General features: G+C 64.9%; 30 protein-coding genes and 2 tRNA genes. 22 read left to right on the top strand and 10 right to left on the bottom strand.

Features of this window, described 5'->3' with window-relative positions; all coding sequences use genetic code 11:
• Positions 1–134: 134 nt before the first annotated feature.
• A complete protein-coding gene (gene secB, locus ASC68_RS03080) occupies positions 135–632 on the bottom strand; it encodes a protein-export chaperone SecB (protein ID WP_055874567.1) in 498 nt (165 codons plus the stop codon).
• A 73-nt stretch (positions 633–705) separates the two neighbouring features.
• Positions 706–1155, bottom strand: a complete 450-nt coding sequence (locus ASC68_RS03075; protein ID WP_156384465.1) for an FxsA family protein — start codon at positions 1153–1155, stop codon at positions 706–708.
• Positions 1156–1314: 159 nt separating this feature from the next.
• Between ASC68_RS03075 and ASC68_RS03070 the strand changes: the two genes are divergently transcribed.
• The 13 genes from ASC68_RS03070 (at position 1315) to ASC68_RS03015 (ending at position 12344) form a co-directional block, all read left to right on the top strand.
• On the top strand, positions 1315–2022 hold the full coding sequence (locus ASC68_RS03070; RefSeq protein ID WP_055874565.1) for a Tim44/TimA family putative adaptor protein: 708 nt from the start codon (positions 1315–1317) through the stop codon (positions 2020–2022).
• A gap of 24 nt (positions 2023–2046) precedes the next feature.
• Positions 2047–2628, top strand: a complete 582-nt coding sequence (locus ASC68_RS03065) for a Smr/MutS family protein (RefSeq protein ID WP_055874560.1) — start codon at positions 2047–2049, stop codon at positions 2626–2628.
• Positions 2625–2984 (top strand): helix-turn-helix transcriptional regulator, encoded by a 360-nt coding sequence (locus ASC68_RS03060; RefSeq protein ID WP_055874547.1) that lies wholly within the window; start codon positions 2625–2627, stop codon positions 2982–2984. The genes ASC68_RS03065 and ASC68_RS03060 overlap by 4 nt, the downstream gene beginning before the upstream one ends.
• 234 nt (positions 2985–3218) lie before the next feature.
• Positions 3219–3292: transfer RNA gene (locus tag ASC68_RS03055), tRNA-OTHER, on the top strand.
• A 1-nt stretch (position 3293) separates the two neighbouring features.
• Positions 3294–3361 (top strand) — tRNA-Thr (locus ASC68_RS03050).
• A 454-nt stretch (positions 3362–3815) separates the two neighbouring features.
• Positions 3816–4496, top strand: coding sequence for an SPFH domain-containing protein (locus ASC68_RS29095; RefSeq protein ID WP_248310481.1), 681 nt, complete (start codon positions 3816–3818; stop codon positions 4494–4496).
• Positions 4493–4963, top strand: coding sequence for an SPFH domain-containing protein (locus tag ASC68_RS29090; RefSeq protein ID WP_248310480.1), 471 nt, complete (start codon positions 4493–4495; stop codon positions 4961–4963). The genes ASC68_RS29095 and ASC68_RS29090 overlap by 4 nt, the downstream gene beginning before the upstream one ends.
• Positions 4964–5102: 139 nt before the next feature.
• Entirely contained in the window at positions 5103–5828 is a 726-nt protein-coding gene (locus ASC68_RS03040) for an alpha/beta fold hydrolase (RefSeq protein WP_248310479.1), read from the top strand.
• Positions 5825–6148 (top strand): low molecular weight protein tyrosine phosphatase family protein, encoded by a 324-nt coding sequence (locus ASC68_RS03035; RefSeq protein ID WP_055874544.1) that lies wholly within the window; start codon positions 5825–5827, stop codon positions 6146–6148. The genes ASC68_RS03040 and ASC68_RS03035 overlap by 4 nt, the downstream gene beginning before the upstream one ends.
• A gap of 305 nt (positions 6149–6453) precedes the next feature.
• Positions 6454–7527 carry an FIST N-terminal domain-containing protein gene (locus tag ASC68_RS03030; RefSeq protein WP_197421023.1) on the top strand — a complete coding sequence of 358 codons (1074 nt, stop codon included), beginning with the start codon at positions 6454–6456 and terminating at the stop codon, positions 7525–7527.
• 3 nt (positions 7528–7530) lie between these two features.
• A complete protein-coding gene (locus ASC68_RS03025) occupies positions 7531–9483 on the top strand; it encodes an EAL domain-containing protein (RefSeq protein WP_055874538.1) in 1953 nt (650 codons plus the stop codon).
• Between the two features lie 118 nt (positions 9484–9601).
• Positions 9602–11344, top strand: a complete 1743-nt coding sequence (locus ASC68_RS03020) for an ABC transporter ATP-binding protein (RefSeq protein WP_055874536.1) — start codon at positions 9602–9604, stop codon at positions 11342–11344.
• Between the two features lie 28 nt (positions 11345–11372).
• Positions 11373–12344, top strand: a complete 972-nt coding sequence (locus ASC68_RS03015; protein WP_055874533.1) for a phosphotransferase — start codon at positions 11373–11375, stop codon at positions 12342–12344.
• Here the strand turns inward: ASC68_RS03015 and ASC68_RS03010 are convergent.
• The 5 genes from ASC68_RS03010 to hslV form a co-directional block, all read right to left on the bottom strand.
• Entirely contained in the window at positions 12341–13534 is a 1194-nt protein-coding gene (locus ASC68_RS03010) for a pyridoxal phosphate-dependent aminotransferase (RefSeq protein ID WP_055874530.1), read from the bottom strand. The genes ASC68_RS03015 and ASC68_RS03010 overlap by 4 nt on opposite strands.
• Positions 13535–13794: 260 nt before the next feature.
• A complete protein-coding gene (gene hslU, locus ASC68_RS03005) occupies positions 13795–15105 on the bottom strand; it encodes an ATP-dependent protease ATPase subunit HslU (RefSeq protein WP_055874527.1) in 1311 nt (436 codons plus the stop codon).
• Positions 15106–15111: 6 nt separating this feature from the next.
• Positions 15112–15621 carry a GNAT family N-acetyltransferase gene (locus tag ASC68_RS03000; protein ID WP_055874524.1) on the bottom strand — a complete coding sequence of 170 codons (510 nt, stop codon included), beginning with the start codon at positions 15619–15621 and terminating at the stop codon, positions 15112–15114.
• On the bottom strand, positions 15618–16136 hold the full coding sequence (locus tag ASC68_RS02995; RefSeq protein WP_055874520.1) for a GNAT family N-acetyltransferase: 519 nt from the start codon (positions 16134–16136) through the stop codon (positions 15618–15620). Before ASC68_RS02995 ends, ASC68_RS03000 begins: the two co-directional genes overlap by 4 nt.
• Complete coding sequence (gene hslV / locus ASC68_RS02990) at positions 16123–16683, bottom strand: ATP-dependent protease subunit HslV (RefSeq protein ID WP_055874518.1); 561 nt, start codon at positions 16681–16683, stop codon at positions 16123–16125. The genes ASC68_RS02995 and hslV overlap by 14 nt, the downstream gene beginning before the upstream one ends.
• A gap of 178 nt (positions 16684–16861) precedes the next feature.
• Here hslV and hisB point away from each other — a divergent pair, with 178 nt between their 5' ends.
• Positions 16862–17449 (top strand): imidazoleglycerol-phosphate dehydratase HisB, encoded by a 588-nt coding sequence (gene hisB / locus ASC68_RS02985; protein ID WP_055874516.1) that lies wholly within the window; start codon positions 16862–16864, stop codon positions 17447–17449.
• A 227-nt stretch (positions 17450–17676) separates the two neighbouring features.
• Here hisB and ASC68_RS28550 read toward each other — a convergent pair whose 3' ends face one another.
• Positions 17677–17835: a hypothetical protein gene (locus tag ASC68_RS28550; protein WP_156387220.1), complete on the bottom strand. Its 159-nt coding sequence runs from the start codon at positions 17833–17835 to the stop codon at positions 17677–17679.
• A 123-nt stretch (positions 17836–17958) separates the two neighbouring features.
• Between ASC68_RS28550 and ASC68_RS02980 the strand changes: the two genes are divergently transcribed.
• From ASC68_RS02980 to coaA, 7 genes are all read left to right on the top strand, one after another.
• Complete coding sequence (locus tag ASC68_RS02980; protein WP_055874514.1) at positions 17959–18309, top strand: DUF2628 domain-containing protein; 351 nt, start codon at positions 17959–17961, stop codon at positions 18307–18309.
• Positions 18306–18956, top strand: coding sequence for an imidazole glycerol phosphate synthase subunit HisH (gene hisH / locus ASC68_RS02975; protein WP_055874510.1), 651 nt, complete (start codon positions 18306–18308; stop codon positions 18954–18956). The genes ASC68_RS02980 and hisH overlap by 4 nt, the downstream gene beginning before the upstream one ends.
• 166 nt (positions 18957–19122) lie before the next feature.
• Entirely contained in the window at positions 19123–19857 is a 735-nt protein-coding gene (hisA, locus tag ASC68_RS02970) for a 1-(5-phosphoribosyl)-5-[(5-phosphoribosylamino)methylideneamino]imidazole-4-carboxamide isomerase (protein ID WP_055874507.1), read from the top strand.
• A complete protein-coding gene (locus ASC68_RS02965) occupies positions 19857–20081 on the top strand; it encodes a hypothetical protein (RefSeq protein WP_055874504.1) in 225 nt (74 codons plus the stop codon). The genes hisA and ASC68_RS02965 overlap by 1 nt, the downstream gene beginning before the upstream one ends.
• Entirely contained in the window at positions 20078–20884 is an 807-nt protein-coding gene (hisF, locus tag ASC68_RS02960) for an imidazole glycerol phosphate synthase subunit HisF (protein WP_055874501.1), read from the top strand. Before ASC68_RS02965 ends, hisF begins: the two co-directional genes overlap by 4 nt.
• On the top strand, positions 20881–21210 hold the full coding sequence (locus tag ASC68_RS02955) for a phosphoribosyl-ATP diphosphatase (protein WP_055874498.1): 330 nt from the start codon (positions 20881–20883) through the stop codon (positions 21208–21210). Before hisF ends, ASC68_RS02955 begins: the two co-directional genes overlap by 4 nt.
• A complete protein-coding gene (coaA, locus tag ASC68_RS02950; protein ID WP_055874495.1) occupies positions 21210–22160 on the top strand; it encodes a type I pantothenate kinase in 951 nt (316 codons plus the stop codon). Before ASC68_RS02955 ends, coaA begins: the two co-directional genes overlap by 1 nt.
• 137 nt (positions 22161–22297) lie before the next feature.
• Here coaA and ASC68_RS02945 read toward each other — a convergent pair whose 3' ends face one another.
• Both ASC68_RS02945 and ASC68_RS02940 read right to left on the bottom strand, forming a co-directional pair.
• Positions 22298–23299 (bottom strand): adenosine kinase, encoded by a 1002-nt coding sequence (locus ASC68_RS02945; RefSeq protein ID WP_055874493.1) that lies wholly within the window; start codon positions 23297–23299, stop codon positions 22298–22300.
• Positions 23300–23377: 78 nt separating this feature from the next.
• Positions 23378–23977, bottom strand: a complete 600-nt coding sequence (locus tag ASC68_RS02940; protein WP_055874491.1) for a TetR/AcrR family transcriptional regulator — start codon at positions 23975–23977, stop codon at positions 23378–23380.
• Between the two features lie 146 nt (positions 23978–24123).
• Here ASC68_RS02940 and ASC68_RS02935 point away from each other — a divergent pair, with 146 nt between their 5' ends.
• A complete protein-coding gene (locus ASC68_RS02935) occupies positions 24124–24573 on the top strand; it encodes a DUF2214 family protein (RefSeq protein ID WP_055874488.1) in 450 nt (149 codons plus the stop codon).
• The last annotated feature ends 47 nt before the right edge of the window (positions 24574–24620 follow it).

Raw genomic sequence — 24620 nt, 5'->3', positions numbered from 1 at the left:
AGCTCTGTCTTCTTGCTTGCGGCACCATCTCAAATGGAGGTCCCCGCTTTCGCGGGGATGATACCGTGGGTAGGGCAAGAACTGTGCGTACCGCGCAGCGCCACCAACCCACCGGCTGCTGGCCTCCAGCTAGACTAGTTCGGCTGCGTGTTGGCGGCCTGCTGGGCCTGCAGGTTGCGGACGTTCTGGATGTAGAGCGCCTGGAAATCCACCGGCTCCATCATCAGCGGCGGGAAGCCGCCGAGCTGGACGATGGTGGCCAGCACATGGCGGGCGAACGGGAAGATCATCCGCGGGCATTCGACCATCAACAGGGCCGGCAGCTGCTGCTCGGGCACGTTCTTGACCCGGAACACCCCGCCATAGACCAGCTCGACATTGAACAGCACGGTCTTGTCGCGCTCGGCCTTGGCGTTGAGGCTGATTTCGACCGCATAGAGGTCGTCGGCCTGCTTCTTGACGCCGACATTGATTCCGACGGTGAAGTTGGGGTTGGTGCCGCCGAGCATCACCGAGCCGGGTGCGCCCGGGTTCTCGAAACTCAGGTCGCGGGTGTACTGCCCAACGAGGCTGTAGCTGGGCGCCGTGCCGGCGTTCGCGGGTGCGGCTTCGGGCGGGGTCTGGTCAGCCATAGTCGAAAATTCCTCGAGCTTTCGGTGGCCGGCTGGCTAGCACCTTTGGCCCCGAGCCACAAGCATTCCGGCCTCAGCGCGGCCGCCACTCATCGGAATCGAGGTCGATCGTGCCGTCGTCGACACGCCGCTGAGTAAAGCCGGGGCCGGCCCCGGTGGTCGTCGTCACCACGGTGACCCGCGACTTGAGGAACGCGTAGATTGCCGAACGCACCGGCGGGATCAGCAAGAGGATGCCGACAAGGTCGGAAAAGTAGCCGGGCAACAGCAGCAGGAGGCCGGCGAAGCCGATCATCATCGCATCGGCCAGGGCGCGGGCCGGCAACTGGCCGCGCCCGACGGTCGAGCGCATCTCGTTGAGCAGCGACAGCCCCTGCATGCGGATCACCAGCGAACCGATCAGCGCCGTCAGCACCACGCCGGCCAGCGTCGGCCATAGCCCGATGGCATTGCCGATCACCACGAAGAACGCGATCTCGATCAACGGCACCACGAGGAAGAACAGGAACAACAGGCGGCCCAATGGGGTAACCCTTTCGAAAGCGCTGCGTCATAAAGGCCTCGGCAGGCCCCTCAGCCAAACGTGAACTGGTTTCCGGCTGAGCGTTTCCCTATATATAGGGCACATTCCTGGCTCCGCGAGCCGGGCGCCCCCCTTTCTCTGGCGCGAGTAGCACGTCCGATGGATGAATTCTTCGATATCCCCACGCTCATCGTCATTGGTCTGGCGATCGTCGTGCTGTTCCGCCTGCGTCAGGTGCTTGGCACCCGCACGGGCCGCGAGCGGACGCCGCAGCGCGAGGCCGCGCCGGCAAAAGCCGGGGAAGAGAACGTCGTGCAGATGCGGCCGCGCCCGGCGCCCGAGACCGATGAGGATCAGGCACGTGCTGCCCGCAAGCTCGAGGCCGAGGTTACCCAGTTCGCGCATGGCGACGAGAAGGTAGCGGCCGGGCTCAAGGCGGTTGCCGACGCCGACCCGAGCTTTTCGCCCAAGAGCTTCATGGAAGGCGCCAAATCCGCTTACGAGATGATCGTTACGGCCTTCGCCGCCGGTGACCGTCAGACGCTGAAGAACCTGCTCGAAAAGGACGTTTATGACGGCTTCGAGCGGGTGATCAAGGACCGTGAGACCGCTGGCCACAAGGTCGATTTCACTTTCGTCGGCCTGCCCAAGGTCGAGATCTCGGACGCCGAGCTCGACAAGCGCGCCGCCAATGTCACCATCCGCTTCCACGCCGAGGTGGTTTCCGCCACCCGCGACAAGGACGGCAACCTGCTCGAGGGCAATGCCGACCAGGTCACCAACATCGCCGACGAATGGACCTTTGCGCGCAACCCCAAGTCGCGCGATCCGAACTGGAAGCTCGTCGCCACCAGCCAGCTCGAATAGCAGGCCGCGCTCGGGGGCGATGCGATGGCCAAGCGCCGGTCGGATGGAAAGGGCCAGCTCCCCGACTGGCACCTTTGGCTCGAAGTGTCGCAGACGGTGTCGCCGCTGCGGCCCCAAAGGGCGCTCGTCAATCTCGAATCCGAGCCGCTGCCGATTCCGGCGCCGCCGGTGCCCAAACGGCACCGGTTGTTGCCTGCTATGGCGCCATATCAATCCGATGGCCGGCCGGGCAAGAAGGCCCCGCGGCCGGGGATCGAGCCCAATCTGAAGCAGCGCCTGCAGCGCGGCCGCGAGGAGATCGACGGCACGATTGACCTGCACGGCATGCGCAAGGTCGAAGCCCATGCGGCGCTGACCCGTTTCATCCATGCCCGCTCGGCGCGCGGCGATCGCACCCTCCTGGTGATCACCGGCAAGGGGCTGAAAAAGCTCGGCGACGATGCGGCGGTGATTGTCGAGCGCGGCGTGCTGCGCGCCATGCTGCCGGTCTGGCTGTCCGAGCCCAACCTCGCCCCGCTGGTGGCCGGATGGGATACCGCGGCCCAGGGGCATGGCGGTGATGGCGCCTTCTATGTTCGCTTGCGGCGAGAGCGGGATTACCGATGACACCACTGGGCCTCAAACTGCGCGCCATGCGCGAAGAACGTGGACTGACCCTCAAGGACATGGCCAAGGCGCTGCGGGTCTCGAGCGCCTATCTCAGCGCCCTTGAGCACGGCCGCCGCGGCAAGCCGACCTTCGCGCTGCTGCAGAAGATCATCGCCTATTTCAACGTCATCTGGGACGACGCCGAGGAATTGCAGCGCCTCGCCGAAATGAGCGATCCGAAAATCACCATCGACACCGCCGGCATGTCGCCCGAAGCCACCGAGCTCGCCAACCGCCTCGCCCGCGATATCGGCAGGCTCGCGCCCGATGACTTGAGCTTTCTCAGCAATGAAGTGGCCCGCCGGCTGAAATAGTTACGCGCCATGCGTAACGCCAAGTACGCGTAACAATTGCTGTTGCATAAATGCCGCGCAACAGCCGTACCGAAAGTTACGCAACAATTGCTGCTTGCTCCGCTCCAGCAACAGGCCTAAACGCCCGCTCCCGGCGACGCGCCGGTGACTGGCAAAGGGTCGAGCTCGTGAGCTCTCGCCTGGCGCGGATGGCATTGCCACCCCGTGTACCGCCGGCCACTGGAAACCGGGATTGCGCATATAGCTCAGCCAGGCAGAGCGCCGGAGTGATCCGGAGGTCGCGGGTTCGACTCCCGTTATGTGCTCCACGATGTAGCTCATTTGGGTAGAGCATCAGACTTGTAATCTGAGGGTAGAGGGTTCGATTCCCTCCATCACGGCCCTTCAACGGCCGCCAGCTTAGGGTGCTGGTTACTGAGACTAAGGGTTCTGGGGCCGGTCATGTGGGACCGGTCGCGGCAGCGAGGCGGCTTCGGCTCCCTTGCCTGCCAAAGCCGGGACCGCCCTTCGAGGGGTGCTCCGGCGCCGGCTGAAGGATGAACATGGTTCTGGCCCGGCCCGCGCACTCGCTTGCGCCATGGCTTCGCCGTTCCCATCGACATCCCGCTCGCCGGCCTGCCCGCCCCCCTGGTCGGTCGGCCGCCCCGGAACCTGACTTTGAGTGGTCGCGCTTTCGAACCGGAAAAGTCTCTCAACTTTTCCTGAAAACGCTCCGCTGCCATTCGACCGGTCCCGCAGGGTGCGAGCCGGCGAACCACCGGGCCCAGCCGGCCCAGACCAGTGAAGGACGAGCTCAGGGCATGACCTAGAGACGTTACAAGGAGGACGACCATGGTGATCGAAATTCTGGATCGGGTGCGCGGTGTGCAGCGCCTGATCGTCAAGGAAAACCAGCGCGTCATTGCGCTGTACAAGGGCAAGTTCCATGGGGTCCTCACCCCGGGCGAGCACGTGCTGCGGGCTGACCGCGGCCGGCTCGAGATCGAATGGCACGATCTCGCACGTCCGGAGTTCGTCTCGATCTTCGACAAGGCGCTGTTCCGCGACCACGCTGAGGTGGCGGAAGAGTACCTGACCGAGATCCGCGCCGGCGCCGACGAGGTGGTTGTGGTGTCTCGCGACAAGCGCCTGCATGCCGTGCTGAAGCCGGAGGAGCGTGCGGTCTACTGGACCGAAGCTGGTCCCTGGACCGCCGAGCGCTTCGACGTCGCGGGTGATCTCGCCGTGCCGGAGAAGGTGCAGAAGCGCCTGACCGGTGTGGCCAAGCTCGCCCTCGTCACTTCGGTCGACGTCGCCGAAGGTCATGTCGGCCTGCTGTTCGTAGACGGCAAGTTCGTCGGCGAGCTCGAGGCGGGTGCGCACATGTTCTGGGCGGTGACCCGCAAGGTCGTGGTGAAGGTCATCGACTTGCGCCGCCAGTCGCTCGACGTGACCGGCCAGGAAATCCTGACGCGTGACCGTGTCACGCTCCGGGTGAACCTCGCCGCCGGTGCCAGGTGGTGGATGCGGTGAAGGCTGCGACCACCGTCAAGGATTTTGCCGACGCGCTCTACCGCGCCCTGCAGTTTGCGTTCCGCAAGTCGCTGGGTGTTAAGAGTCTCGACGAGATCCTCGCCGACAAGGTGACGGCCGAGGCCGAGGCGATTGCCGAGGTGCGGACGCAGATGGCGGCGATTGGTCTCACGGTCGGTGAGATCGCGGTCAAGGACGTGATCCTGCCCGGTGAGATGCGCGACATCCTCAACGAGGTTGTCGCGGCCGAGAAGGAAGCCGAGGCGAACGTCATCCGCCGGCGCGAGGAGACGAACGCCACCCGTTCGCTGCTCAACACCGCGCGGGTGATGGCCGAGAACCCGGTGATGCTGCGGCTGAAGGAGCTCGAGGCCTTGTCGGAGATCGCCGGCAAGGTCGAGCGCCTGACCATCCACAACGGCACGGCGGGCCTGATGAACGACCTCGTCAAGCTCCGCGACGAGTGACAAGCCGGCCGCCGGGGGCAACTCCGGCGGTCAAACCGATGCGTTCCACGCCGGCCGGGGTTGACCTTTTGCTGGTGGTTCGATGCTTTCGTGTGCGCCAGGTCTGCGGTTCGCTGGGCCTGACCGGGCAGGGATTCACGTGGAACACCGCGACCGCGAAACGGAAATCGTCGTGCTGCTGCACGGCATTGCCCGGACCAGCCGCAGCATGCGGCCGATCAAGGCCGCTATCCGCGGCGCCGGCTATTGCACGCTGAACCTCGACTACCCGTCCCGACGCCATGACCTTGCCGGGCTGGCCGACATCGTTGGACAGCAGCTTGCCGCCGCCGGCGCCTGGGATGCGCCGAAACTGCATTTCGTCACTCATTCGATGGGCGGACTGGTTGCGAGACAGCTGCTGCTTGGTGATCGCCCGACCCACGCCAGGATCGGCCGGGTGGTGATGCTGGCGCCGCCCAGTGCCGGCAGCGAGGTCGCGGACTTTCTCGCGCCACTGCCGCCCTACCGCTGGCTCTATGGTCCGGCCGGCCAACAGTTGACCACCAGCCACCGCAGCGGCATCTGGCGAACGAGCCCCGACTTCGAGCTGGGCATCATCGCCGGTGCGACAGGTTGGCCGTACCTGCTCGGCAACCTGCTGCTGCCGCGGCCGCACGACGGCCGCGTTTCGGTCGAACGCACGCGAGTCGACGGCATGCGAGACCATCTTGTCGTCCCGGCGACCCACAGCTTCATCATGCGCGCGCCCGAGGTGCAGCGGCAGGTGCTGCATTTCATTCGGCACGGTGGCTTCGCCCACCGGGTGGACAGCCCGGCTGAACCGAGGGCGGCCACCGGGCCGGCGACGGATCCTCAGCAGTGAAGAACGTCCTTTTCATCTGCAGCGGCAATCGCCTGCGCAGCCCGACCGCAGAGGCGGTCTTCGCGACCTGGCCGGACGTAGAAACCGACTCCGCGGGTCTCGACAACGATGCAATCGTTCGGCTGTCGCCCGAACAGATCGAATGGGCCGACCTCATCTTTGTGATGGAGGCATCGCATCGCAACAAGCTCGGCAAGCAGTTTCGCCAGCATTTGAAAGGCAAACGCGTCATCGTCCTCGGTATTCCCGACGACTACGCCTTCATGGCGCCCGAGCTGGTGGCGCTGCTCAACAGCAAGGTCGGTCGCTATCTCCGCTGAACCGCTTGGCTTGCGCCGGAAACTCGGGCTTACTCAGCAACGAGGCGATAAGCGGCCCAAGAGACCCGTGCGCCATCCACGTCCAGCGCAATGGTACATGGCAGGTTTGCGCCATCGGTAGTTGTTGGTAGTTGCGCCATACAAGCAAAGCAAGTTCGACGAGTCGTCGAAGTGTTAAGGTTTACTGCGGACAATCGGTCGCCTCGCTGCTGTTGGGAGAAAGCGATATGCGGGCCTCACAACTGTTTTGGCATGATGCTTCGCGCTGGTTGGAGCACGCGGGCAGCCTGGATCGGGCTGGCCTGGTGTTTTACTTCGGCACCCGGCAGATGCTTGCTGATGGTGCGATCTATGACAGCCTGCGCCAGCGCTTCCCCGAGGCACACGTCCTGGGGTGTTCGACTGGCGGTCAGCTTGCCGGTACTGATGTCAGCGACGATATGGCCTGCGCCCTGGCGCTCGATTTCGACGCCACCACGTTGCGCGTCATGCGCGCCGATATCGCCGGATCCGCCAACTCGCGCGCTACCGGCCAAGCGATCGGCGCGGGCCTCAAGGGCGATGGTCTTGCCGGGGTGTTCGTCCTTTCCGATGGGCTGCACGTCAATGGCAGCGCGCTGGTCGAAGGCATCGTCGATGAGGTCGGCCGTGGCGTACCGGTGAGCGGTGGCCTCGCCGGAGATGGCGCTGACTTTGTCGAGACCCTCGTCGGCTGCGATGGCCCGCCGATGCCCAATGCGATCGCCGCGGTCGGCTTTTATGGCGATGCGATCCGCATCGGTCATGGCAGCGCCGGCGGCTGGGATGTGTTCGGGCCGATGCGGCGGATTAGCCGCGCCGATGGCAATGTGCTGTACGAAGTTGATGGCAAGCCGGCGCTCGACCTCTACAAGCTCTATCTGGGTCCCGAGGAGAGCCAGAACCTGCCGGGCTCGGCGCTGCTCTTCCCGCTGCGCATATTCGACCCGCGGCATCCGGAGCGCAGCGTGGTCCGGACCATTCTCGCTGTCGATCACGATACTGGGTCCATGACCTTTGCCGGCGACATGCCGACCGGTTGGTCCGCCCAACTCATGCGCGGCAATTTCCATCGGCTTTGCGCCGGGGCGGCCGAAGCCACCCAGCGGGCGGTGCTGGGCGCCGGGCCGGCCCGCGATACTCAGAGTGCCGCGATCTTCGTGAGCTGCATCGGGCGGCGCCTGCTGATGGGCCAGCGGATCGACGAGGAAATCGAGGCAGCAACAGCCGAGCTGTCGGAGCGGTGCCTGCCGGTCGGATTCTATTCCTACGGCGAGATTTCCCCCGACGAGGGGTCCGGTTTCTGTCAGCTGCATAACCAGACCATGACGGTGACCGTGTTGACCGAAGAGGCGGCGTGAGCGTTGCGCAAGCTGTTTGACAGGCAGCTGGAGAAATCGACGGATGCCGCCGGTCAGGTCGACCTGGCGGCGCTGGAAAGGCTGGTCACGGCAGCCTACGAGGAAACCGAGCTGGACCGGACCCGCACTGATCGCTCGATGGAGCTGATGATCGGCGAGTTGACGGCGTTCCAGGTCGGGCTCGAAGCTGAGATCGACAAGCGCACAGCGCAGCTGACGCGGAGCCGGCGGAAGCTCAGGACCCAGAACACGCGCTTCCTCACTGCGCTCGAGAACATGTCACAGGGCCTCGCCATGTTCGATGCGCGCCAGCGGCTGGTGGTCTGCAACCATCAGTATCTCGAGATGTACAACCTGCCGCGCCACCTGGGGCGGGTCGGCACGCATCTGGTCACCATCCTCAAAGCGCGCATCGCCGCCGGCACCTCCGGCGGCGACGATCCGACGGCCTATCTGCGCGAGCGGCTGCTCGTGGCGGCAGAAGGGGTGAGTTCATCGGCGGTCCACCAGCTCGCCAACGGCCGGGTGATGTCCGTCGCGCACAAGGCGATGACCGATGGCGGCTGGGTGACCATGCACAAGGACATCACCGAGCTGCACAGCATGCAGGCCGAGCTCGCTCACCAAGCCTACCACGATGCGCTCACCGGACTGCCGAACCGCAACTTCTTCTACCAGCGGCTGGGGCAGGCGTTCGAGACGCTCGGCTCTGGCACTGGCTTTGCGGTGCTTTGCCTCGATCTCGACGGGTTCAAGGCGATCAACGATTCGATGGGTCATGCCAGCGGTGACAAGCTGCTGCGGCAGGTTGCGGCGCGCCTTTCCGATTGCACCGCCGGGGCAGGTGTCGTTGGGCGCATGGGCGGCGACGAATTCGCCGTGCTGCTTCCCGGTGGAACGCGGGATAGCGCACTCGTTTTGGCCCGCACCATCCTCGATGCGATCCGGCGGCCTTTCGATATCGACGACCACGCCGTGCTGGTGGGCGTGAGTATCGGCATCGCTCTGGCGCCCGAGGACGGTGCAGGGGCCGACGCGCTGCTCAAGAGCGGCGACCTGGCGTTGTACTCGATCAAGCGGGGACGCCGCGGCGGCTACAGTTTCTTCGAGCCTGACCTGGCGCAGACGCTGAGTGCCCGCTCCAGCATGGAACACGACCTGCGGCGCGCCCTCGCCAACGGGGAGTTCGAGCTGTTCTACCAGCCGGTGCTCAACCTCGCGGCCCAGAAGATCGTCGGCTTCGAGGCTCTGCTGCGTTGGCGCCATCCGACCGAGGGCCTGATTCTGCCAGGCGATTTCGTACCCCTGGCCGAGGAGCTCGGCCTGATCATGCCAATCGGGGAGTGGGTGATCCGCGAGGCCTTTACCGAAGCTGCCCGATGGCCGGCATCGATGCGGATCGCGGTGAACGTCTCGACGGTGCAGTTCGAACGGGGCAACCTCATCGACGTGCTGAGCAATGCACTGGCCGCAAGCGGCCTGGCGGCGAATCGGGTCGAGGTCGAGATCACCGAGACGCTGTTCCTCGAGCAGAGCGAGACGAACCTTGATATCCTGCACCAACTGCACGCGCTGGGGCTGAAGGTGGCGCTCGACGATTTCGGTACTGGCTTCTCAGCGCTGAACTACCTGCTGGCGTTTCCCTTCGACAAGATCAAGATCGATGGCTCGTTCGTTCGCGCCCTGGATAACACGGCGGGGGCCCACATCATTCTGGGGGCCGTCGCGGGCATCGGGCGGCGCATGGGAATTGTCACCACTGCCGAGGGCATCGAGACGGCGGAGCAGCTGAGGAACGTGCGCGCGCTGGATTACACCGAAGCCCAGGGCTTCCTGATCGCGAGGCCGATGAGCCGGGATGCAGCCCGCCAGTTGCTCGATCTGGCGAGCGACCCCATGCGCGAGGTGCCCATGGCGGTGAAACCGAAGGCCGCCACCGGTACAGGCGGGGCGTAGTCTCCCCGGCTGCTGGGCTCCCCCGTGGATTCACGTGGAACATCCCGCCCGGGTGGACAGCCCGGCTGAACCGGCCTATGCGCTACCCCCTATATTCTGAGTTCTGCGGACAAGTTTCATGCTGCGCCGGTTCTTTGCCTATTATGCCCCGTACAAGCACCTGTTCTTTCTCGATTTTGGCTGTGCCGTGCTCGCCGGGCTCCTCGAGCTTGGCTTTCCGCTGGCGGTAAAACTGTTCGTCGACGACCTGCTGCCGGGGCAGAACTGGGGGCTGATCGCGGGGACGGCAGCCTTGCTGCTGGCGGTGTTTGCGCTCAACACGGTGCTCTCGGCCATCGTCAACTACTGGGGTCACGCGCTCGGCATCTCGATCGAGACCGATATGCGCCGGCAGGCCTTCGATCACATCCAGAAGCTGAGCTTCCGCTACTTCGACAACAACAAGACCGGCCAGCTGATCACCCACGTCACCAAGGATCTCGAGGAGGTGGGGGAGGTGGCCCATCACGGCCCCGAGGACCTGTTCATCGCGGTGATGACCTTCATCGGCGCGTTCCTCTTGATGTTCACCGTGCACTGGCAGCTGGCGCTGCTCACCACCATCATCGTGCCGCTGATGACCTGGCTGGTGAGCCGCTACGGGGCGCGGATGACCACCACCTGGCAGCAGCTGTTCCGCCAGGTCGGCGATTTCAACACCCGCGTCCAGGAAAGCGTCGGTGGCATCCGCGTGGTGAAGGCGTTCGCCAATGAGGATTATGAGCGCGGGCTGTTCGCCAAGAACAACGAAGGCTATCGCGCTACCAAGCTCAGCGCCTATGCCATCATGACGGCGTCGATTGCGCTAAGCTATTTCAGCACCCGCTTCGTGCAGCTGGTGGTGATGGTCGCCGGGACCTGGTTCGTCATCGCCGGCGAGCTCAGCTATGGCGGCTTCGTCAGCTTCCTTCTCCTGGTCAACGTGTTCTTCCGCCCGATCGACAAGATCACCTCGGTGCTCGAGAGCTACCCCAAGGGCATTGCCGGCTTCCGCCGCTTCACCACGCTGATCGATACCGAGCCCGATACTGCCGACCGGCCGTGCGCCAAGGCGGTCGAGGGACTCAAGGGCGATATCGTCTACAAGGATGTGAGCTTTGCCTATTCGGGCGATCCGGCTTCGAAGGACAAGGTGCTCGATGGGCTGAACCTCACTATCGCGGCCGGTGAGACCGTCGCCTTTGTTGGCCCGTCCGGCGCCGGCAAGACCACCATCTGCTCGCTGTTGCCGCGCTTCTATGACGTCACGGCTGGTGCCATCACCGTCGACGGCGTCGATATCCGCGACATGACGCAGGCCTCGCTGCGCAGCCAGATCGGCATCGTGCAGCAGGACGTCTTCCTGTTCGGCTCGACCATCCGCGAGAACGTCGCCTATGGCCGCCTCGGCGCCAGCGACGACGAAGTAATGGATGCGCTCCGTCGCGCCTCGCTCGACGAGTTCGTGCTGTCACTCCCCGATGGGCTCGATACCCCGACCGGCGAACGCGGCGTAAAACTGTCGGGCGGCCAGAAGCAGCGGCTCGCCATTGCCCGCATCTTCCTGAAGAACCCGCCGATCCTCATCCTCGACGAGGCCACTTCGGCGCTCGACACCGCCACCGAATACGCCATCCAGCAGGCGCTCGCCGCGCTGTCGGATGGACGCACGACGCTGGTCGTGGCGCATCGCCTCGCCACCATCCGCAATGCCGATCGGATCGTGGTGGTGGGCAGCGAGGGGATCGTCGAACAGGGTAGCCATGCCGAGCTGCTGGAGCGCCGCGGCGCCTATGCCCGGCTGCATGGCGCACAGTTCGCCGAGCCGGTGACGGCGACCTGATGCCGGATCGACCGAGGGGGATGGGACGATGCTGAAGCTGAGATTTCTCGAGGACAACCGGCCGCTGGCCGAGCTGCTGCGCGCTGATTGGGATGCCGATCCGGCCCCGTTCGCCTGGTACCGGATCTCGTCCAACGCCATCTATCCGTTCACCTTCGAAGGCGAGCAGCGTTTCCTGCGCTTTGCTCCGGCGGCCGGAAAGCGTGCCGAGACGATCGCGGCGGAGCTGGAGTTTCTGTCCTACCTCGGCAAGGCCGGTTACGGCGCCGCAGTGCCGATCGCCGCAAAGAGCGGCCAACACCTTGTGTCAAAAGCCACGCCGTGGGGCAGCTATCACGCAACGGCCTTCCATGCGGTGCCCGGTGTTCAGCTGAGCCGGACCGATCTGGGCGACATCATCATTGCCAGCTATGGGCGGGCATTGGCCGAGTTGCATCAGCTGTCCCAGGTCTATCGGCCTGAGGGGCCGCCACGCTGGAATGAAAGCGATGTGCTGGACTGGATCCGGTCCGTGCTGCGCGAGTTGCCCGGCACGCAAGGCGCTATGGCCGAAGCCGATCTGATTGAGGCTCGCCTGTCCGAACTGCCGCGAGACCCCGAGAGCTACGGCCTCGTCCACTACGATTTCGAGTGCGACAATGTCTTCTTTGACGCAGTGAGCGGACGCTGCTTCGCCATCGATTTCGATGACGCCATGTACCACTGGTTCGCCATGGACATCGGACAGGCCGTCGACAGCCTTGCCGACGAGGTTGAGCCGGAGCTGGCCGCGGCGCGGGAGGCGGTGTTCCTCGCGGGCTACGCCGCGGTCCGCCCGTTGCCCGACCCGGCGTTGCGGGCGGTATGCCGTCGCTTCGCCGATCTCTACTGGTACGCCCGGGTTGCCGACGCGCTCAGCGAAACCTGGCCGGACGAGCCGGACTGGATGACCGGTCTGCGCGGCCGCCTCGAGGACGGGAAAACCGAACGCGCCGCACGGTTCGGCTCGCCGCTCGCTTAGCGTCCGAGGAAGCTCCTGAGCCGGCTGACCCCGTCGCGAAGCTTTTCGGGAGCGACGGCGTGGCACCAGCGGAGCCACCCGTCGCCTTCCGCTCCGAATGCGCCGCCTGGCGCGAGGCCGAGCCCCGCTGCCTCGACCAGGCGCTTCGCCAGCCCCAGCGTGTCGGGATAGCCTTCGATGCGGAAGAACACATACATCGCGCCGCCGGCATCGGGGATGACGACGCCGGGGATGCGGCTCAGCTCGGCGACCAGGAGGGTTCGCGTAGCAGTGAGCTCGGCCCGAAGCTTCATGACCGTCGGCTCGCCATCGGTCAGCGCAGCCGTCGCGGCGCGCTGCACCGGCTCGAGGATGCACGAGGTGTTGTACTCGATGACCTTGGTGAGATCGTTCGACAGCGTCTCTGGCGTTGCCAGCCAACCGACGCGCCAGCCGGTCATCGACCAGGCTTTCGAGAAGCTGTTGACCGAGATGATCCGGTCGCCAGTCTGATAGCGGCGGAGGAACGACGGAGCCGAGCGGCGCCGCGGGTCATGCACCAGGCGCTCGTAGACATCGTCGCTCAGCACCCAGATGCCGTGCTTGCGGCAATGCGCCAGCACCGCGTCGACTTCATCTTCCTCGATGGTCCAGCCGGTCGGGTTGTTCGGCGAGTTGATGACGGCGAGCCGGGTGTCCGGGGTCAGCGCTGCGAGCAGCCGGTCGAGATCGAGCGACCACTTGCCGTTCCTGATTGTCAGCGGTACCCGCACCACCTCGGCACCGAGAATCCTGGGGATCTCGACGATATTGGGCCAGAGCGGTGTCACTGCCACCACCCGGTCGCCGGGTGACAGCACCATCTGCGCCGCGATCATCAGCCCCGAGACGCCTGACCCCACCGCCGCGATGCGGCCCGGCGCGACGGTCGTGTCGTGCAGCTCGCTGAGGTAGCCGGCGATCGCCTGCCTGAGATACGGCCGACCGAGATTCTGTGAGTAGAACGTCTCGCCCTCGGCCAATGACGCCATCGCCGCCTCGCGAATGAAGCGCGGCGTCGGCTGGTCGGACTCGCCAAACCAGAACGGCAGCACGTCGGTCCGGCCCATCCCGGCATTGGCGACGTCGCGGATCAGCGAGCTCGACAGCGCCTGCACTTCATGGCGTGCCGCGACGGTGTGGATCGGCGAGTTGGTCGTGGCGGCGAGCAAAGGCGGCTCCAATGGAAAGGCCGGGAACGGGTTCCCGGCCTTGGTACTGCATAGATGAGGCGCTCACCAGTCGGGAACGCGGATCATTCGATTGCACAATTCGCGCCACCCACTCGATGTCATCCCTGCGAAAGCAGGGACCCAATTCACCACCCGCACCAGCTGATAGATGGGTCCCAGCTTTCGCTGGGATGACAGCCGGTGGTTGGGTTAGGTCGAGCCCGACCAGTTTCGCCCGTGCAACCCACTCGGGTGCTTCCCTACAGCACGAACCGGCTGAGGTCGGTGTCGGCCGCCATCTTGCCGATGCGCTCGTCGACATACTCCTTGTCGATGCGGATCGTCTCGCCCGCCTTGTCAGGCGCATCGAACGAAATGTCTTCGACCAGCCGCTCGAGGATGGTGGCGAGCCGGCGGGCGCCGATATTCTCGACCGTCGAGTTGACCTGCACCGCCGCGTCGGCGATCGCCTCGATCGCATCGGGGGTGAAGTCGAGCGTCAGCCCCTCGGTCTTCATCAGCGCCACATACTGCTTTATCAGGCTCGCGTCGGTGTCGTTGAGGATGCCGATCAGGTCCTGCCGGGTCAGCGCCTTGAGCTCGACCCGGATCGGCAGGCGGCCCTGCAGTTCGGGCAACAGGTCCGAGGGCTTGGCCACATGGAAGGCGCCCGAGGCGATGAACAGGATGTGGTCGGTCTTCACCGGGCCGTACTTGGTCGAAACCGTGGTGCCTTCGATCAGCGGCAGCAGGTCGCGCTGCACGCCTTCGCGGGAGACGCCGCCACCGTAGCCGCCTTCTCGGTTCACGATCTTGTCGATCTCGTCGATGAAGGCGATGCCGTGGTTCTCCACCAGATCCACCGCTTCCTTGTTCAGCTGGTCCTGGTCGAGCAGCTTGTCGGCCTCCTCCGCCAAGAGCGGCTGGTGCGCGTCCTTCACCTTGACCTTGCGCTTGACGCCGCGGCCGCCAAAGGCCTTGCCCAGCATGTCCTGGATGTTGATCACGCCGATATTGGCGCCCGGCATGCCGGGGATATCGAAGCCGCCGGAATTGCCGGTCGGCTGCATCTCGATCTCGATTTCCTTGTCGTCGAGCTCGTTGGTGCGAAGCTTCTGGCGGAAGCTGTCGCGGGTCGATGGCGAGGCGGACGAGCCGACCAGCGCGTCGAGTACCCGCTCCTCGGCATTGTGATGCGCCTGCGCCTGCACCTCGGCGCGCTTCTTGTCGCGCAACAGCGAAATGCCCGCTTCGACCAGGTCGCGGATGATCTGCTCGACGTCGCGGCCGACATAGCCGACTTCGGTGAACTTGGTGGCCTCGACCTTGATGAACGGCGCCTGGGCGAGCTTCGCCAGGCGCCGGCTGATCTCGGTCTTGCCGACGCCGGTGGGCCCGATCATCAGGATGTTCTTCGGCGTCACCTCGGCGCGCAGATCGTCCGGCAGCTGTTGCCGGCGCCAGCGGTTGCGCAGCGCCACGGCCACGGCGCGTTTCGCGTCGTGCTGGCCGACAATGTAGCGATCGAGCTCGGAGACGATCTCGCGCGGGGAGAAATTGCTGTCACTCATAATCCGTCACTTTCCGCTGCCCTCATCGAGGCGCAGCACCATGAGATAGTCATCGTAGAAGACGCCATCGACCTTGAGGCCGCGCGGGTCTTCGCCATACGTCACAAAGCCGTGCCGCTCGTAGAGCCGGCGGGCTGTGGGGTTGTCCTGCGTCACCGCCAGATGCAGCTGCAGCACGTGGTTGCGCGCTTCGGCGATCACCGCCGCGATCACCAGGTCCGCGCCGCCGCGGCCGCGCGAGGCTGGACTGAGATAGACGCCGATGAGATGGCCGCGGTGCGCCGAGTTGCTGTTGGTTTCGCGGTAAAAGCCAGCCGTGCCGACCAGCGCAGCGCCGTCGAACAGCCCGAAGATGAAGCTGCGTTCCAGCCGTCCGGCAAAGACCTCGATCGGCTGCGTCCCCTCTTCGGCAAGGCTCGAGCCGAACGACGCCGGCGACAGCGTCAGCCCCTCGATGCGGAGCGTTCTATAGGCCTCCGCGTCAGAAGCAGTCAGCCGGCGGGTGGTCCAGTTCATGCAAAATCTCCGTCGGCGTTCCGCGCCAGCATCAGCGCCGGGCCATATTTCGAGTGCCGCGTGTCGAAGCGTTCGAACCCGGCTTTCTCATAGGCGCGGATCGCCGCCGCGTTGGCCGGATCGGGATCGATGATCACCCGGATGGCGCCTTCCTCGAACAGCTGCTCAACGAACGCTTCGATCAGCCGCGTACCATGGCCCTTGCCGATCAATGCGGCCTCGCCGATGAACTGGTCGATCCCCAGGGTGCCGGTTGGCTGGTCCTGGTACGGGTGCGCATCTTCGAGATGCGGATCGTAACTCTGGATGTAGCCGATCGGCTTTCCGTCGAGTTCGACGATAAAGGGCTCGACCGAAATGCTGTCGATATGGCTTTCGATCGACTGCAGCGCTTTGGCGGGCTCAGCCCACCATTTCCTCACATGGGGCTCGGCCAGCCAGCGCCCGAGGAGCGGCAGGTCAGCTCGGGTCACCGGCCGGAAGCCGTACTGAAACTGAGCGTCAGACGGTTTCAATCGTTTCGACCGTCACGTTCTCGTTGGTGTAGATGCACACCTCGGCGGCGATCTTCATCGCCTTGCGGGCGATCTCTTCTGCGTCGAGCTCGGTGTTTTCGCTCAGCGCCAGCGCCGCCGAATAGGCGTAGTTGCCACCCGAGCCGATGGCGATGGTCGCGTGGTCTGGGGTGAGCACGTCACCGGTGCCGGTGAGCACCAGGGTGACATCCTTGTCGGCGACGATCATCATGGCCTCGAGCCGGCGCAGGTATCGATCGGTGCGCCAATCCTTGGCCAGCTCGACCGAGGCGCGCATCAACTGGTCCGGATACTGGATCAGCTTGGCTTCGAGCCGCTCGAACAGCGTGAACGCGTCGGCGGTGGCGCCGGCGAAGCCGCCGATTACCTTGCCGTCGGCGAGGCGCCGCACCTTCTTGGCGGTATGCTTCATCACGGTGTTGCCGACCGAGACCTGTCCGTCACCGGCCACCACCACCTTGTTGCCCTTGCGGACGGCGACAATCGTCGTGCCGTGCCAGCCGGGGAACTCGTTGTCCTTCGACATCTTGGGAAAAACTCCAGAACTGTTGGTCCCTATTTAGGCACGGGGCGGGCGAATGCAAACCGGCCTAGCCGGTCGGGTAGTTTCCGCGATGTTACCGAGGTCCGTCGCGCCTTCACCGCATCTTCACCGCTCCGGCGCTATCTGCTACAGCCGCCGCGCCACGATAGGGACTGCCGAGATGCGCACCGCCGAGATCGCCCGCAAGACCAACGAGACCGATATCAAAGTGTCGGTGAACCTCGATGGGTCGGGCAAGCATGAGATGCAGACCGGCATCGGCTTTCTCGATCACATGCTGGATCAGCTGTCGAAACACTCGCTGATCGACATGACCGTCGTCGCCAAGGGCGACCTGCACATCGATTTTCACCACACCGCCGAGGATGTCGGCATCGCGCTGGGCGAAGCGATCAAGCAGGCGCTCGGTAGCAAGCGGGGCATTCGCCGCTATGCCTCTTCGGACCTGCCGATGGATGGCACGCTCACCCGCGTCGCCCTCGACGTCTCGGGTCGGCCGTTCCTCGTCTGGAAGGTCGAGTTCACCCGCGACAAGGTGGGCGAGATGGATACCGAACTGTTCCGTGAGTGGTTCCAGGCTTTCGCCATGAATGCCGGCATCACGCTGCACGTCGAAACCTTCTACGGCGACAACAACCACCATATCGCCGAAAGCGCCTTCAAGGCGCTGGCCCGGGCGCTGCGCTCGGCGGTGGAGATCGATCCGCGCGCCGCCGATGCCATCCCCTCGACCAAGGGTACGCTCTAGAGCGCTTTCAGGAAAAGTTGCAGACTTTTCCGGTTCGAAAGCGCGACAAAATCAAGTCCACGCTATCGCGAACCGACGCTCTGCAAGTCCCCCAAACTCGGTGTCATCCCCGCGAAAGCGGGGACCTCCGTTTGCGATCGTGCAAAGTCCAAGAAGGCAGAGGTTCCCGCTTTCGCGGGAATGACCCGGTGGGTGGGGCACGGGACGGGTTGCGCCGGCCGAACAGCTTACTTGAAGCCGTAGTTGGCGCCGGCGCTGATGACCGTCAGGGTGAAGATCGCCATGACGACGAGCAGCCCGACGGCGAGCCAGCCGATGAAAATGCCCTGGGTCGGTTCGGAACCCATCGTTCCATCGCCATGCGGGTCGTGGGAATCATGCGTCATAAAGCTCTCCTCAAAGCCGGTTGAACCAACGGCATGGCAGGCGGTCGGTTCCCTCATCTTCCAACCGTGCGGGTTTTGCTCTAAGGCGAACCCGCAACCACGCCGATCCAAACGAGGATAACCGTGACCCTCTATTCCGTCTACGAGCGCCCGAGCGATGCGCCCACTGCGGTGGCCGATCGCTTCTCCTGGTCCGCAGCCCTGCTGCCGCCGGTGCATGCGCTCGTCCACGGGCTCTGGCTGCTGCTCGGGATCTGGGTTGCCGGCACGGTCGCGATCACTGGCTTGAGCCTCGTGATCGGCGGTGAGGCGGCGTTCTGGCTCTATGTGCTGTTCGCCACACTGATCGGCTTCGAGGCCGGGAGCTTCCGCCGGGTGAAGACGGCGAAGCGCGGCGGCCGCTATCGCACCGAAATCGTCGCCGCCGATGAAGACCTGGCGCTGGTCGACTACCTGAAGCGGCAGACCCGATGAGCACAGTTACCATTATCGATTACGGCTCGGGCAATCTCCGCTCGGCCGCCAAAGCCTTCGAGCGCGCTGCGCGGGAAGCCGGGACCGGCGACGACATCGTCGTCACCGACGACGTCGAAGCAGTACGCCGCGCCGACCGCATCGTCCTGCCGGGCGTCGGCGCCTTTGCCGATTGCCGCGCCGGGCTCGACGCGGTGACCGGCATGGTCGAGGTGCTCGAGGAGCGGGTGATCAAGGGCGGCGTGCCGTTCCTCGGCATCTGTGTCGGCATGCAGCTGATGGCCACCGAAGGCCGTGAAAAGACCATCACCAAAGGGCTCGGCTGGATCCCCGGAGCGGTGGTCAGGCTCGAGCCCAAAGGCAACCTCAAAGTGCCGCACATGGGCTGGAACACGCTGACCATCCGGCAGGCCCACCCTTTGCTCGCCGACATTCCGGATGGCCCCGATGGGCTGCATGCCTATTTCGTCCATTCCTATCACCTGGCGGTGGACCGTCCGGAGACCCTGGTCGCCAGCGCCGATTACGGCCAGCAGGTCACCGCCATCGTCGGCCGCGACAATCTGCTGGGCACCCAGTTCCACCCGGAAAAGAGCCAGACCCTCGGGTTGACGCTGATCCGCAATTTTCTGGGGTGGAAGCCGTGAGCTCCGTGCTGACTGCCCCCCCCCTCCCAACCTCCCCCGCAAGGGGGGAGGCGCCGTTCCGTTTGCGTGGCTCGATCCAGCAAAATGCACCGGCAGACACTCTCCCCTTGACGGGGAGGGATGGGGTGGGGTGTGCCACACGCTCGATGTTGGCTGGAGAAACACTATGATCCTCTTCCCCGCCATCGATTTGAAGGATGGCCAGTGCGTCCGGCTGAAGCTGGGCGACATGCAGCAGGCCACCGTCTTCAATGACGATCCGGCCGCCCAGGCCAAATCGTTCGAGGACCAGGGGTTCGAGTACCTGCACGTTGTCGATCTCAACGGCGCCTTCGCCGGCCACAGCGTCAATGGCGACGCCGTCGGGGCGATCCTCGCTGCGGTGAGCTTTCCGGTGCAGCTGGGCGGCGGCATCCGCAGCATCGCCCATATCGAGGAGTGGCTGGGCCGCGGCCTCGCCCGCGTCATCCTCGGCACCGTCGCGGTGCGTGATCCGGCGCTGGTGCGCGAGGCGGCGCGGCTGTTTCCGGGTCGGGTGGCGGTCGGCATCGATGCGCGCGGCGGCAAGGTGGCGGTGGAGGGCTGGGCGGAAACCTCCGAGCTGACTGCCATCGAACTCGGGAAGCGCTTCGAGGGGGCAGGGGTGGCGGCGATCATCTACACCGATATCGACCGCGACGGTGTGCTGAAGGGCATCAACTGGCCCTCGACGCTGGAGCTGGCGGAAGCCGTGTCGATCCCGGTGATCGCCTCGGGTGGGCTCGCCTCAATGGACGACATCCGCACCATGACCGAGCCGCGCTACCAGCTGCTCGAAGGCGCCATCTCCGGCCGCGCGCTCTATGACGGGCGCATTGATTCACGTGAAGCAATAGCGCTGCTGAAACAGCGAGCTGCCTGATGGCTGAGCTCAAGAACAAGCCGATCCTGGTCGAGCGGGTCCGCCTCTGGTGGTATCCGCTGGCGCTGGTGCCGATCCTGGCGCTGTTCTATGCCGGCTTTACCGGCATCCTGCCCACGCTGTTCGGCCTCGCCGGGCTGTTCGCCTTCATTTTCTGGGTGTTCTCCTTCGGTTTCGCCATCTATGCGAGGGTGAAGCGCCCACCCTCGGAACCGCGCCAATGAGCCTGAAAACCCGCATCATCCCCTGCCTCGACGTCAAAGACGGCCGCGTTGTCAAAGGCGTGCAGTTCGTCGACCTGATCGATGCCGGCGATCCCGTCGAAGCCGCCATCGCCTATAACGCCGCCGGCGCCGACGAGCTGACCTTCCTCGACATTGCCGCGAGCCACGAGAACCGCGACACCATTTTCGATGTGGTGGCGCGCACGGCCGAGCACTGCTTCATGCCGGTGACGGTAGGCGGCGGCATCAGGAAGCTCGAGGATATCCGAAAACTCCTGCTCGCCGGCGCGGACAAGGTGTCGATCAACTCGGCCGCGGTGAACGACCCGGATTTCATCGCCCGCGCCGCCGACAAGTTCGGCGACCAGTGCATCGTCGTTTCGGTCGATGCGCGGCGGCGGCAGATCCAGGCGCCGGGGCAGCAGAACATGGATGAGTGGGAAATCTACACCCATGGCGGCCGTAATCCGACCGGGCTCGACGCCGTCGAGTTCGCCGCGAAAATGGTCGAGCGGGGCGCCGGCGAACTGCTGGTCACCTCGATGGATCGCGACGGCACCAAGTCGGGCTTCGACCTGAAGCTCACCCGCGCCGTTGCCGATGCGGTGCATGTGCCGGTGATTGCTTCCGGCGGCGTCGGCTCGCTCGGTGATCTGGTCGACGGGGTCAAGGAGGGGCACGCTTCGGCAGTGCTCGCCGCCTCGATCTTCCACTTCGGTACCTACACGGTGGGCGAAGCCAAGGACTACATGGAGCGTCACGGCATTCCGATGCGGCGCGACAGCAATGCGGGAGAAATTTGATGAGCTTCAGCCTCGAAGACCTGGATAAGCGCATCGCCGCCCGCGCCGGCGCTTCGCCCGATGAGAGCTACACGGCAAAGCTGCTGGCCGGCGGGGTCGAGCGTTGCGCCAAGAAGTTCGGCGAGGAAGCCGCCGAGATCATCATTGCCTCGGTGACCAAGGACAGGAAGGGCACCGAAGGCGAAGCCTCCGACGTGATCTACCACCTCCTGGTGCTGCTCCGCGCCGCCGGCGTGCCGCTCGCCGACGTGATGGCGCAGCTCGAGCGCCGCACCGCGCAATCGGGCCTCGAAGAGAAGGCGTCGCGCGGGAAGGTACAGGGCTGATGGGGGTCAAAAAGCTCGAGCTCGCGCCCTACCACTATTTCAGCAAGGCCGAGTGGAGCGGTTTTCGCGCCGACGAGCCGATGACGCTCGACGCCGATGACGTCAAACGCCTGCGCGCCCTCACCGATCCGATCTCGTTCACCGAGGCGGAAGAAATCTACCTGCCGCTGAGCCGGCTGATCTCGCTCTATGTCGAGGCGACGCAGGAGCTGCACCGCGCCTCGACGAAATTCCTCGGCGCCGATGGCCGCAAGGTGCCGTACATCATCGGCGTCGCCGGCTCGGTGGCGGTGGGGAAATCCACCACCTCGCGCATTCTGAAGGCGTTGCTCAGTCGCTGGCCGAGCTCGCCCAAGGTCGACCTCGTCACCACTGACGGTTTCCTCTATTCGAACCAGCGGCTCGATGCGCTGCAGCTCGCCGACCGCAAGGGGTTTCCCGAAAGCTACGATCGCGGCGCGCTGATCCGCTTTCTTTCCGACATCAAGTCGGGCAAGCCCGACGTCAAGGTGCCGGTCTACTCGCACCTCGTCTACGACGTCATCGATGGCGAGTTCATCACCATCGATCGGCCCGACATCCTGATCGTCGAGGGGCTCAACATCCTGCAGCCGGGCGAGTTGCCGAAATCCGGAAAGCCGATCCTGTTCGCCTCCGACTTCCTCGATTTCTCCATCTTCATCGATGCCGACGAGAACGACCTGACCACCTGGTTCATGGAACGCTTCCGGCGGCTGCGCGAAACCGCCTTCGCCGACCCCAAGAGCTTCTTTCACCGCTTCACCAAGATGAGCGCGGAGGAAGCCGAGGCTTTCGGCATGTGGGCGTGGAAGGAAATCAACCTTCCGAACCTGCGCGACAACATCCAGCCAACCCGCAGCCGCGCCGACCTGGTGCTGACCAAGGGCCCCAGCCACGCGATTGAACGGGTAGCGCTGCGGAAGGTTTAGTGCGCTTGGCTGCCCCTCACCCCGACCCTCTCCCCAAAGGGGCGAGGGGGCGGTGTGGCACAGTCGGTGCAAAGTGCGTCCCCTCGCCCCTCTGGGGAGAGGGCTAGGGTGAGGGGCGCCAAACGCACCTGCCGGGCCTAAATCCCGATGCTCTTCTCAGCCGCCAGCGCCTGCAAATCCGCCACCGGCCGGGCGCCGATATGCGAGATCACTTCGCTGGCCGCGAGGCACCCCGCCTGCAATGCGGTTCGGAAGTCGCGCTCCCGTGCGATCGCCAGCAGGAACCCCGAGGCGAACAGGTCGCCGGCGCCGGTGACGTCGACCACTTCTTTCACCGCATAGGCGGGGACGGTGATGATCTCGCCCTCGTGCACCACCATGGCGCCGTCGGCGCCCATGGTGATGGCCGCGAGTTCCGCGTCCTTGGCGATCGCCTGCACTGCGCCATGCAGGTCGGTCTGGTACAGGGACTTCAGCTCTTCGACATTGCCGAACACGATATCCATGGTCTTGGAGCGGATCAGGTCGAGGAACTCGTCGCGGTAGCGGTTGACGCAGAACGGGTCCGACAGCGTGAACGAGGCGGCGCGCTCGTGCTTGTGGGCGTAATGCGCCGCCATCACGAAGGCCTTCTTGGCCTCGGTCGGATCCCACAGGAACCCTTCCATATAGGTGACCGTGGCGCCGCCGATCTCGTCTTCCTTGATATCGGCGGTGGTCAGCTGATGGCAGGCGCCGAGATAGGTGTTCATCGTCCGCTCGCCATCCGACGAGAGGAGGATCATCGAGCGGGCGGTGGCCGGGCCATCGCTGAGGCGCGAGACGCCGTAATGCACGCCAATGCGCTTGAGGTCGTCGGCGAACACGTCGCCCAGCTCGTCGTCCGCCACCTTGCCGACGAACGAGGCCTTGCCGCCGAGCGAGGCGACGCCGGCCGCGGTGTTAGCCGAGCTGCCGCCGGAGATCTGGCGCTTGTCGGCTGGCATGCGTTCGTAGAGGTAAGCGGAACGCTCGGCATCGACCAGGTGCATGATGCCTTCCGACAATCCCTCGCGTTCGAGGAAGCCGGGATCGATGGGAGCTATGACGTCGACGATGGCGTTGCCGATGGTGAGAACGTCAAACCGGGCCTCGGCCATCGGCGATCCTTCGATGAAAATGGGGTAATTGAGCCGCGCCGGAAATAGAGGAGATTGCGCTCGCGCGCAACGCCAACCTCAGCCCGAGTGCGGCTTGCCGAAGCGCTGCGCATGCCGGCGGGTCAGCTTGCGCACCAGCGGCTCGGCAGTGGCAGCGGAAACCCCGAGCAACTGCTCGTCGAGCAGCAGCATGGAGAGACCATGCACGAAGGCCCAGGCGCTGATCGCCGCCTCGCCCGGCGCTTCCGGATCTTGCTTCGCCGCTGCCACCGCGAGGCTGGCGTAAGCGGCATCTGCAGCGCGGCGCAGGTCCTTGTCCTCGAACTTGCCGAGCTCCGACGAGAACATCAGCTTATAGAGCCGCGGGTAGCGCAGCGCGAATTGCACATAGGCCTCGGCCATGGCGCCGAACTGCTCATCGACCGCGACGCCGGCCTTGGCCGCCTCGACCGCCTCGAGGAACAGTGCAAACCCGGCCGCCGCCACTGCCTGGATCAGTGCCTGCTTGTCGCGGAAATGCCGGTACGGCGCCGCTGAGGAGACCCCGACCCGGCGCGCCAGCTCGCGCATTCCCAGTGCCTCGGTGCCGCCTTCGAGCAGCAGTTCCAGCGCCGCTTCGACCAGCGCACGGCGCAGGTCGCCATGGTGATAGCGGTCGGAGGGTTCAGATGTTGACATTGCTCACATTGAAGATTATCTCGATGCGAACAGTGTTAACATGCTGCCTCGCACCGGTCGAGGCGCGACAAAGCGAGATTAGGAAAAGTTGCAGATTTTTCCGGTTCGATCTCGCGGCCAAACAAGTCCGAACTGGGAGCGACATGATGACCGACCTGATCCTCGCCATTGCCCACCACCTTGCCGTGTTCACCCTGGTGGCGATCTTCGCCGCCGAGTTCGCCCTGCTGCGGCCGGGACTCGAGGGCAAGCGGCTCCGCCAGCTTGCTTCGCTCGATCGCGCCTATGGCGCCACGGCCATGCTGGTCATCGTCGTCGGCATTGTCCGGGTGATCTTCGGTTCGGCCGGCTGGGAATACTATGTCGGCAACTGGGTGTTCTGGGCCAAGATGATCGCCTTCCTCGGCGTCGGCCTCGCCTCGATCCAGCCGACAGTCTCGATCATGCGCTGGCGCAAGGCGGCGATGGCAGATGCTGGGTTCAGCCCGTCGCCGGCCGAGGTCTCGGGGTCACGTCGCTTCCTCTATCTGCAGGGAGCGCTCCTGGTGTTCATCCCGAGCTTTGCCGCCGCCATGGCGCGGGGCTACGGGGTCTAACCTGAGCTTTGCACTGTCGGTCGGCGCCTTCTCCCACAAGGGGAGAA

This window comes from Devosia sp. Root105, from assembly GCF_001424865.1.
GTDB lineage: Bacteria > Pseudomonadota > Alphaproteobacteria > Rhizobiales > Devosiaceae > Devosia_A.
The sequence above is the reverse complement of the archived record's forward strand: the minus strand, read 5'-3'. Positions and strand labels throughout refer to the sequence as shown.

Bases quoted from the DNA above. Each gene is read 5' to 3' on its own strand.
- secB (WP_055874567.1), bottom strand. From the start codon at position 632: ATGGCTGACCAGACCCCGCCCGAAGCCGCACCCGCGAACGCCGGCACG.
- ASC68_RS03070 (WP_055874565.1), top strand. From the start codon at position 1,315: ATGGATGAATTCTTCGATATCCCCACGCTCATCGTCATTGGTCTGGCG.
- ASC68_RS03065 (WP_055874560.1), top strand. From the start codon at position 2,047: ATGGCCAAGCGCCGGTCGGATGGAAAGGGCCAGCTCCCCGACTGGCAC.
- ASC68_RS03060 (WP_055874547.1), top strand. From the start codon at position 2,625: ATGACACCACTGGGCCTCAAACTGCGCGCCATGCGCGAAGAACGTGGA.
- ASC68_RS29095 (WP_248310481.1), top strand. From the start codon at position 3,816: ATGGTGATCGAAATTCTGGATCGGGTGCGCGGTGTGCAGCGCCTGATC.
- ASC68_RS03020 (WP_055874536.1), top strand. From the start codon at position 9,602: ATGCTGCGCCGGTTCTTTGCCTATTATGCCCCGTACAAGCACCTGTTC.
- ASC68_RS03015 (WP_055874533.1), top strand. From the start codon at position 11,373: ATGCTGAAGCTGAGATTTCTCGAGGACAACCGGCCGCTGGCCGAGCTG.
- hslU (WP_055874527.1), bottom strand. From the start codon at position 15,105: ATGAGTGACAGCAATTTCTCCCCGCGCGAGATCGTCTCCGAGCTCGAT.
- ASC68_RS03000 (WP_055874524.1), bottom strand. From the start codon at position 15,621: ATGAACTGGACCACCCGCCGGCTGACTGCTTCTGACGCGGAGGCCTAT.
- hslV (WP_055874518.1), bottom strand. From the start codon at position 16,683: ATGTCGAAGGACAACGAGTTCCCCGGCTGGCACGGCACGACGATTGTC.
- hisB (WP_055874516.1), top strand. From the start codon at position 16,862: ATGCGCACCGCCGAGATCGCCCGCAAGACCAACGAGACCGATATCAAA.
- ASC68_RS28550 (WP_156387220.1), bottom strand. From the start codon at position 17,835: ATGACGCATGATTCCCACGACCCGCATGGCGATGGAACGATGGGTTCC.
- hisH (WP_055874510.1), top strand. From the start codon at position 18,306: ATGAGCACAGTTACCATTATCGATTACGGCTCGGGCAATCTCCGCTCG.
- hisA (WP_055874507.1), top strand. From the start codon at position 19,123: ATGATCCTCTTCCCCGCCATCGATTTGAAGGATGGCCAGTGCGTCCGG.
- ASC68_RS02965 (WP_055874504.1), top strand. From the start codon at position 19,857: ATGGCTGAGCTCAAGAACAAGCCGATCCTGGTCGAGCGGGTCCGCCTC.
- hisF (WP_055874501.1), top strand. From the start codon at position 20,078: ATGAGCCTGAAAACCCGCATCATCCCCTGCCTCGACGTCAAAGACGGC.
- coaA (WP_055874495.1), top strand. From the start codon at position 21,210: ATGGGGGTCAAAAAGCTCGAGCTCGCGCCCTACCACTATTTCAGCAAG.
- ASC68_RS02945 (WP_055874493.1), bottom strand. From the start codon at position 23,299: ATGGCCGAGGCCCGGTTTGACGTTCTCACCATCGGCAACGCCATCGTC.
- ASC68_RS02940 (WP_055874491.1), bottom strand. From the start codon at position 23,977: ATGTCAACATCTGAACCCTCCGACCGCTATCACCATGGCGACCTGCGC.
- ASC68_RS02935 (WP_055874488.1), top strand. From the start codon at position 24,124: ATGACCGACCTGATCCTCGCCATTGCCCACCACCTTGCCGTGTTCACC.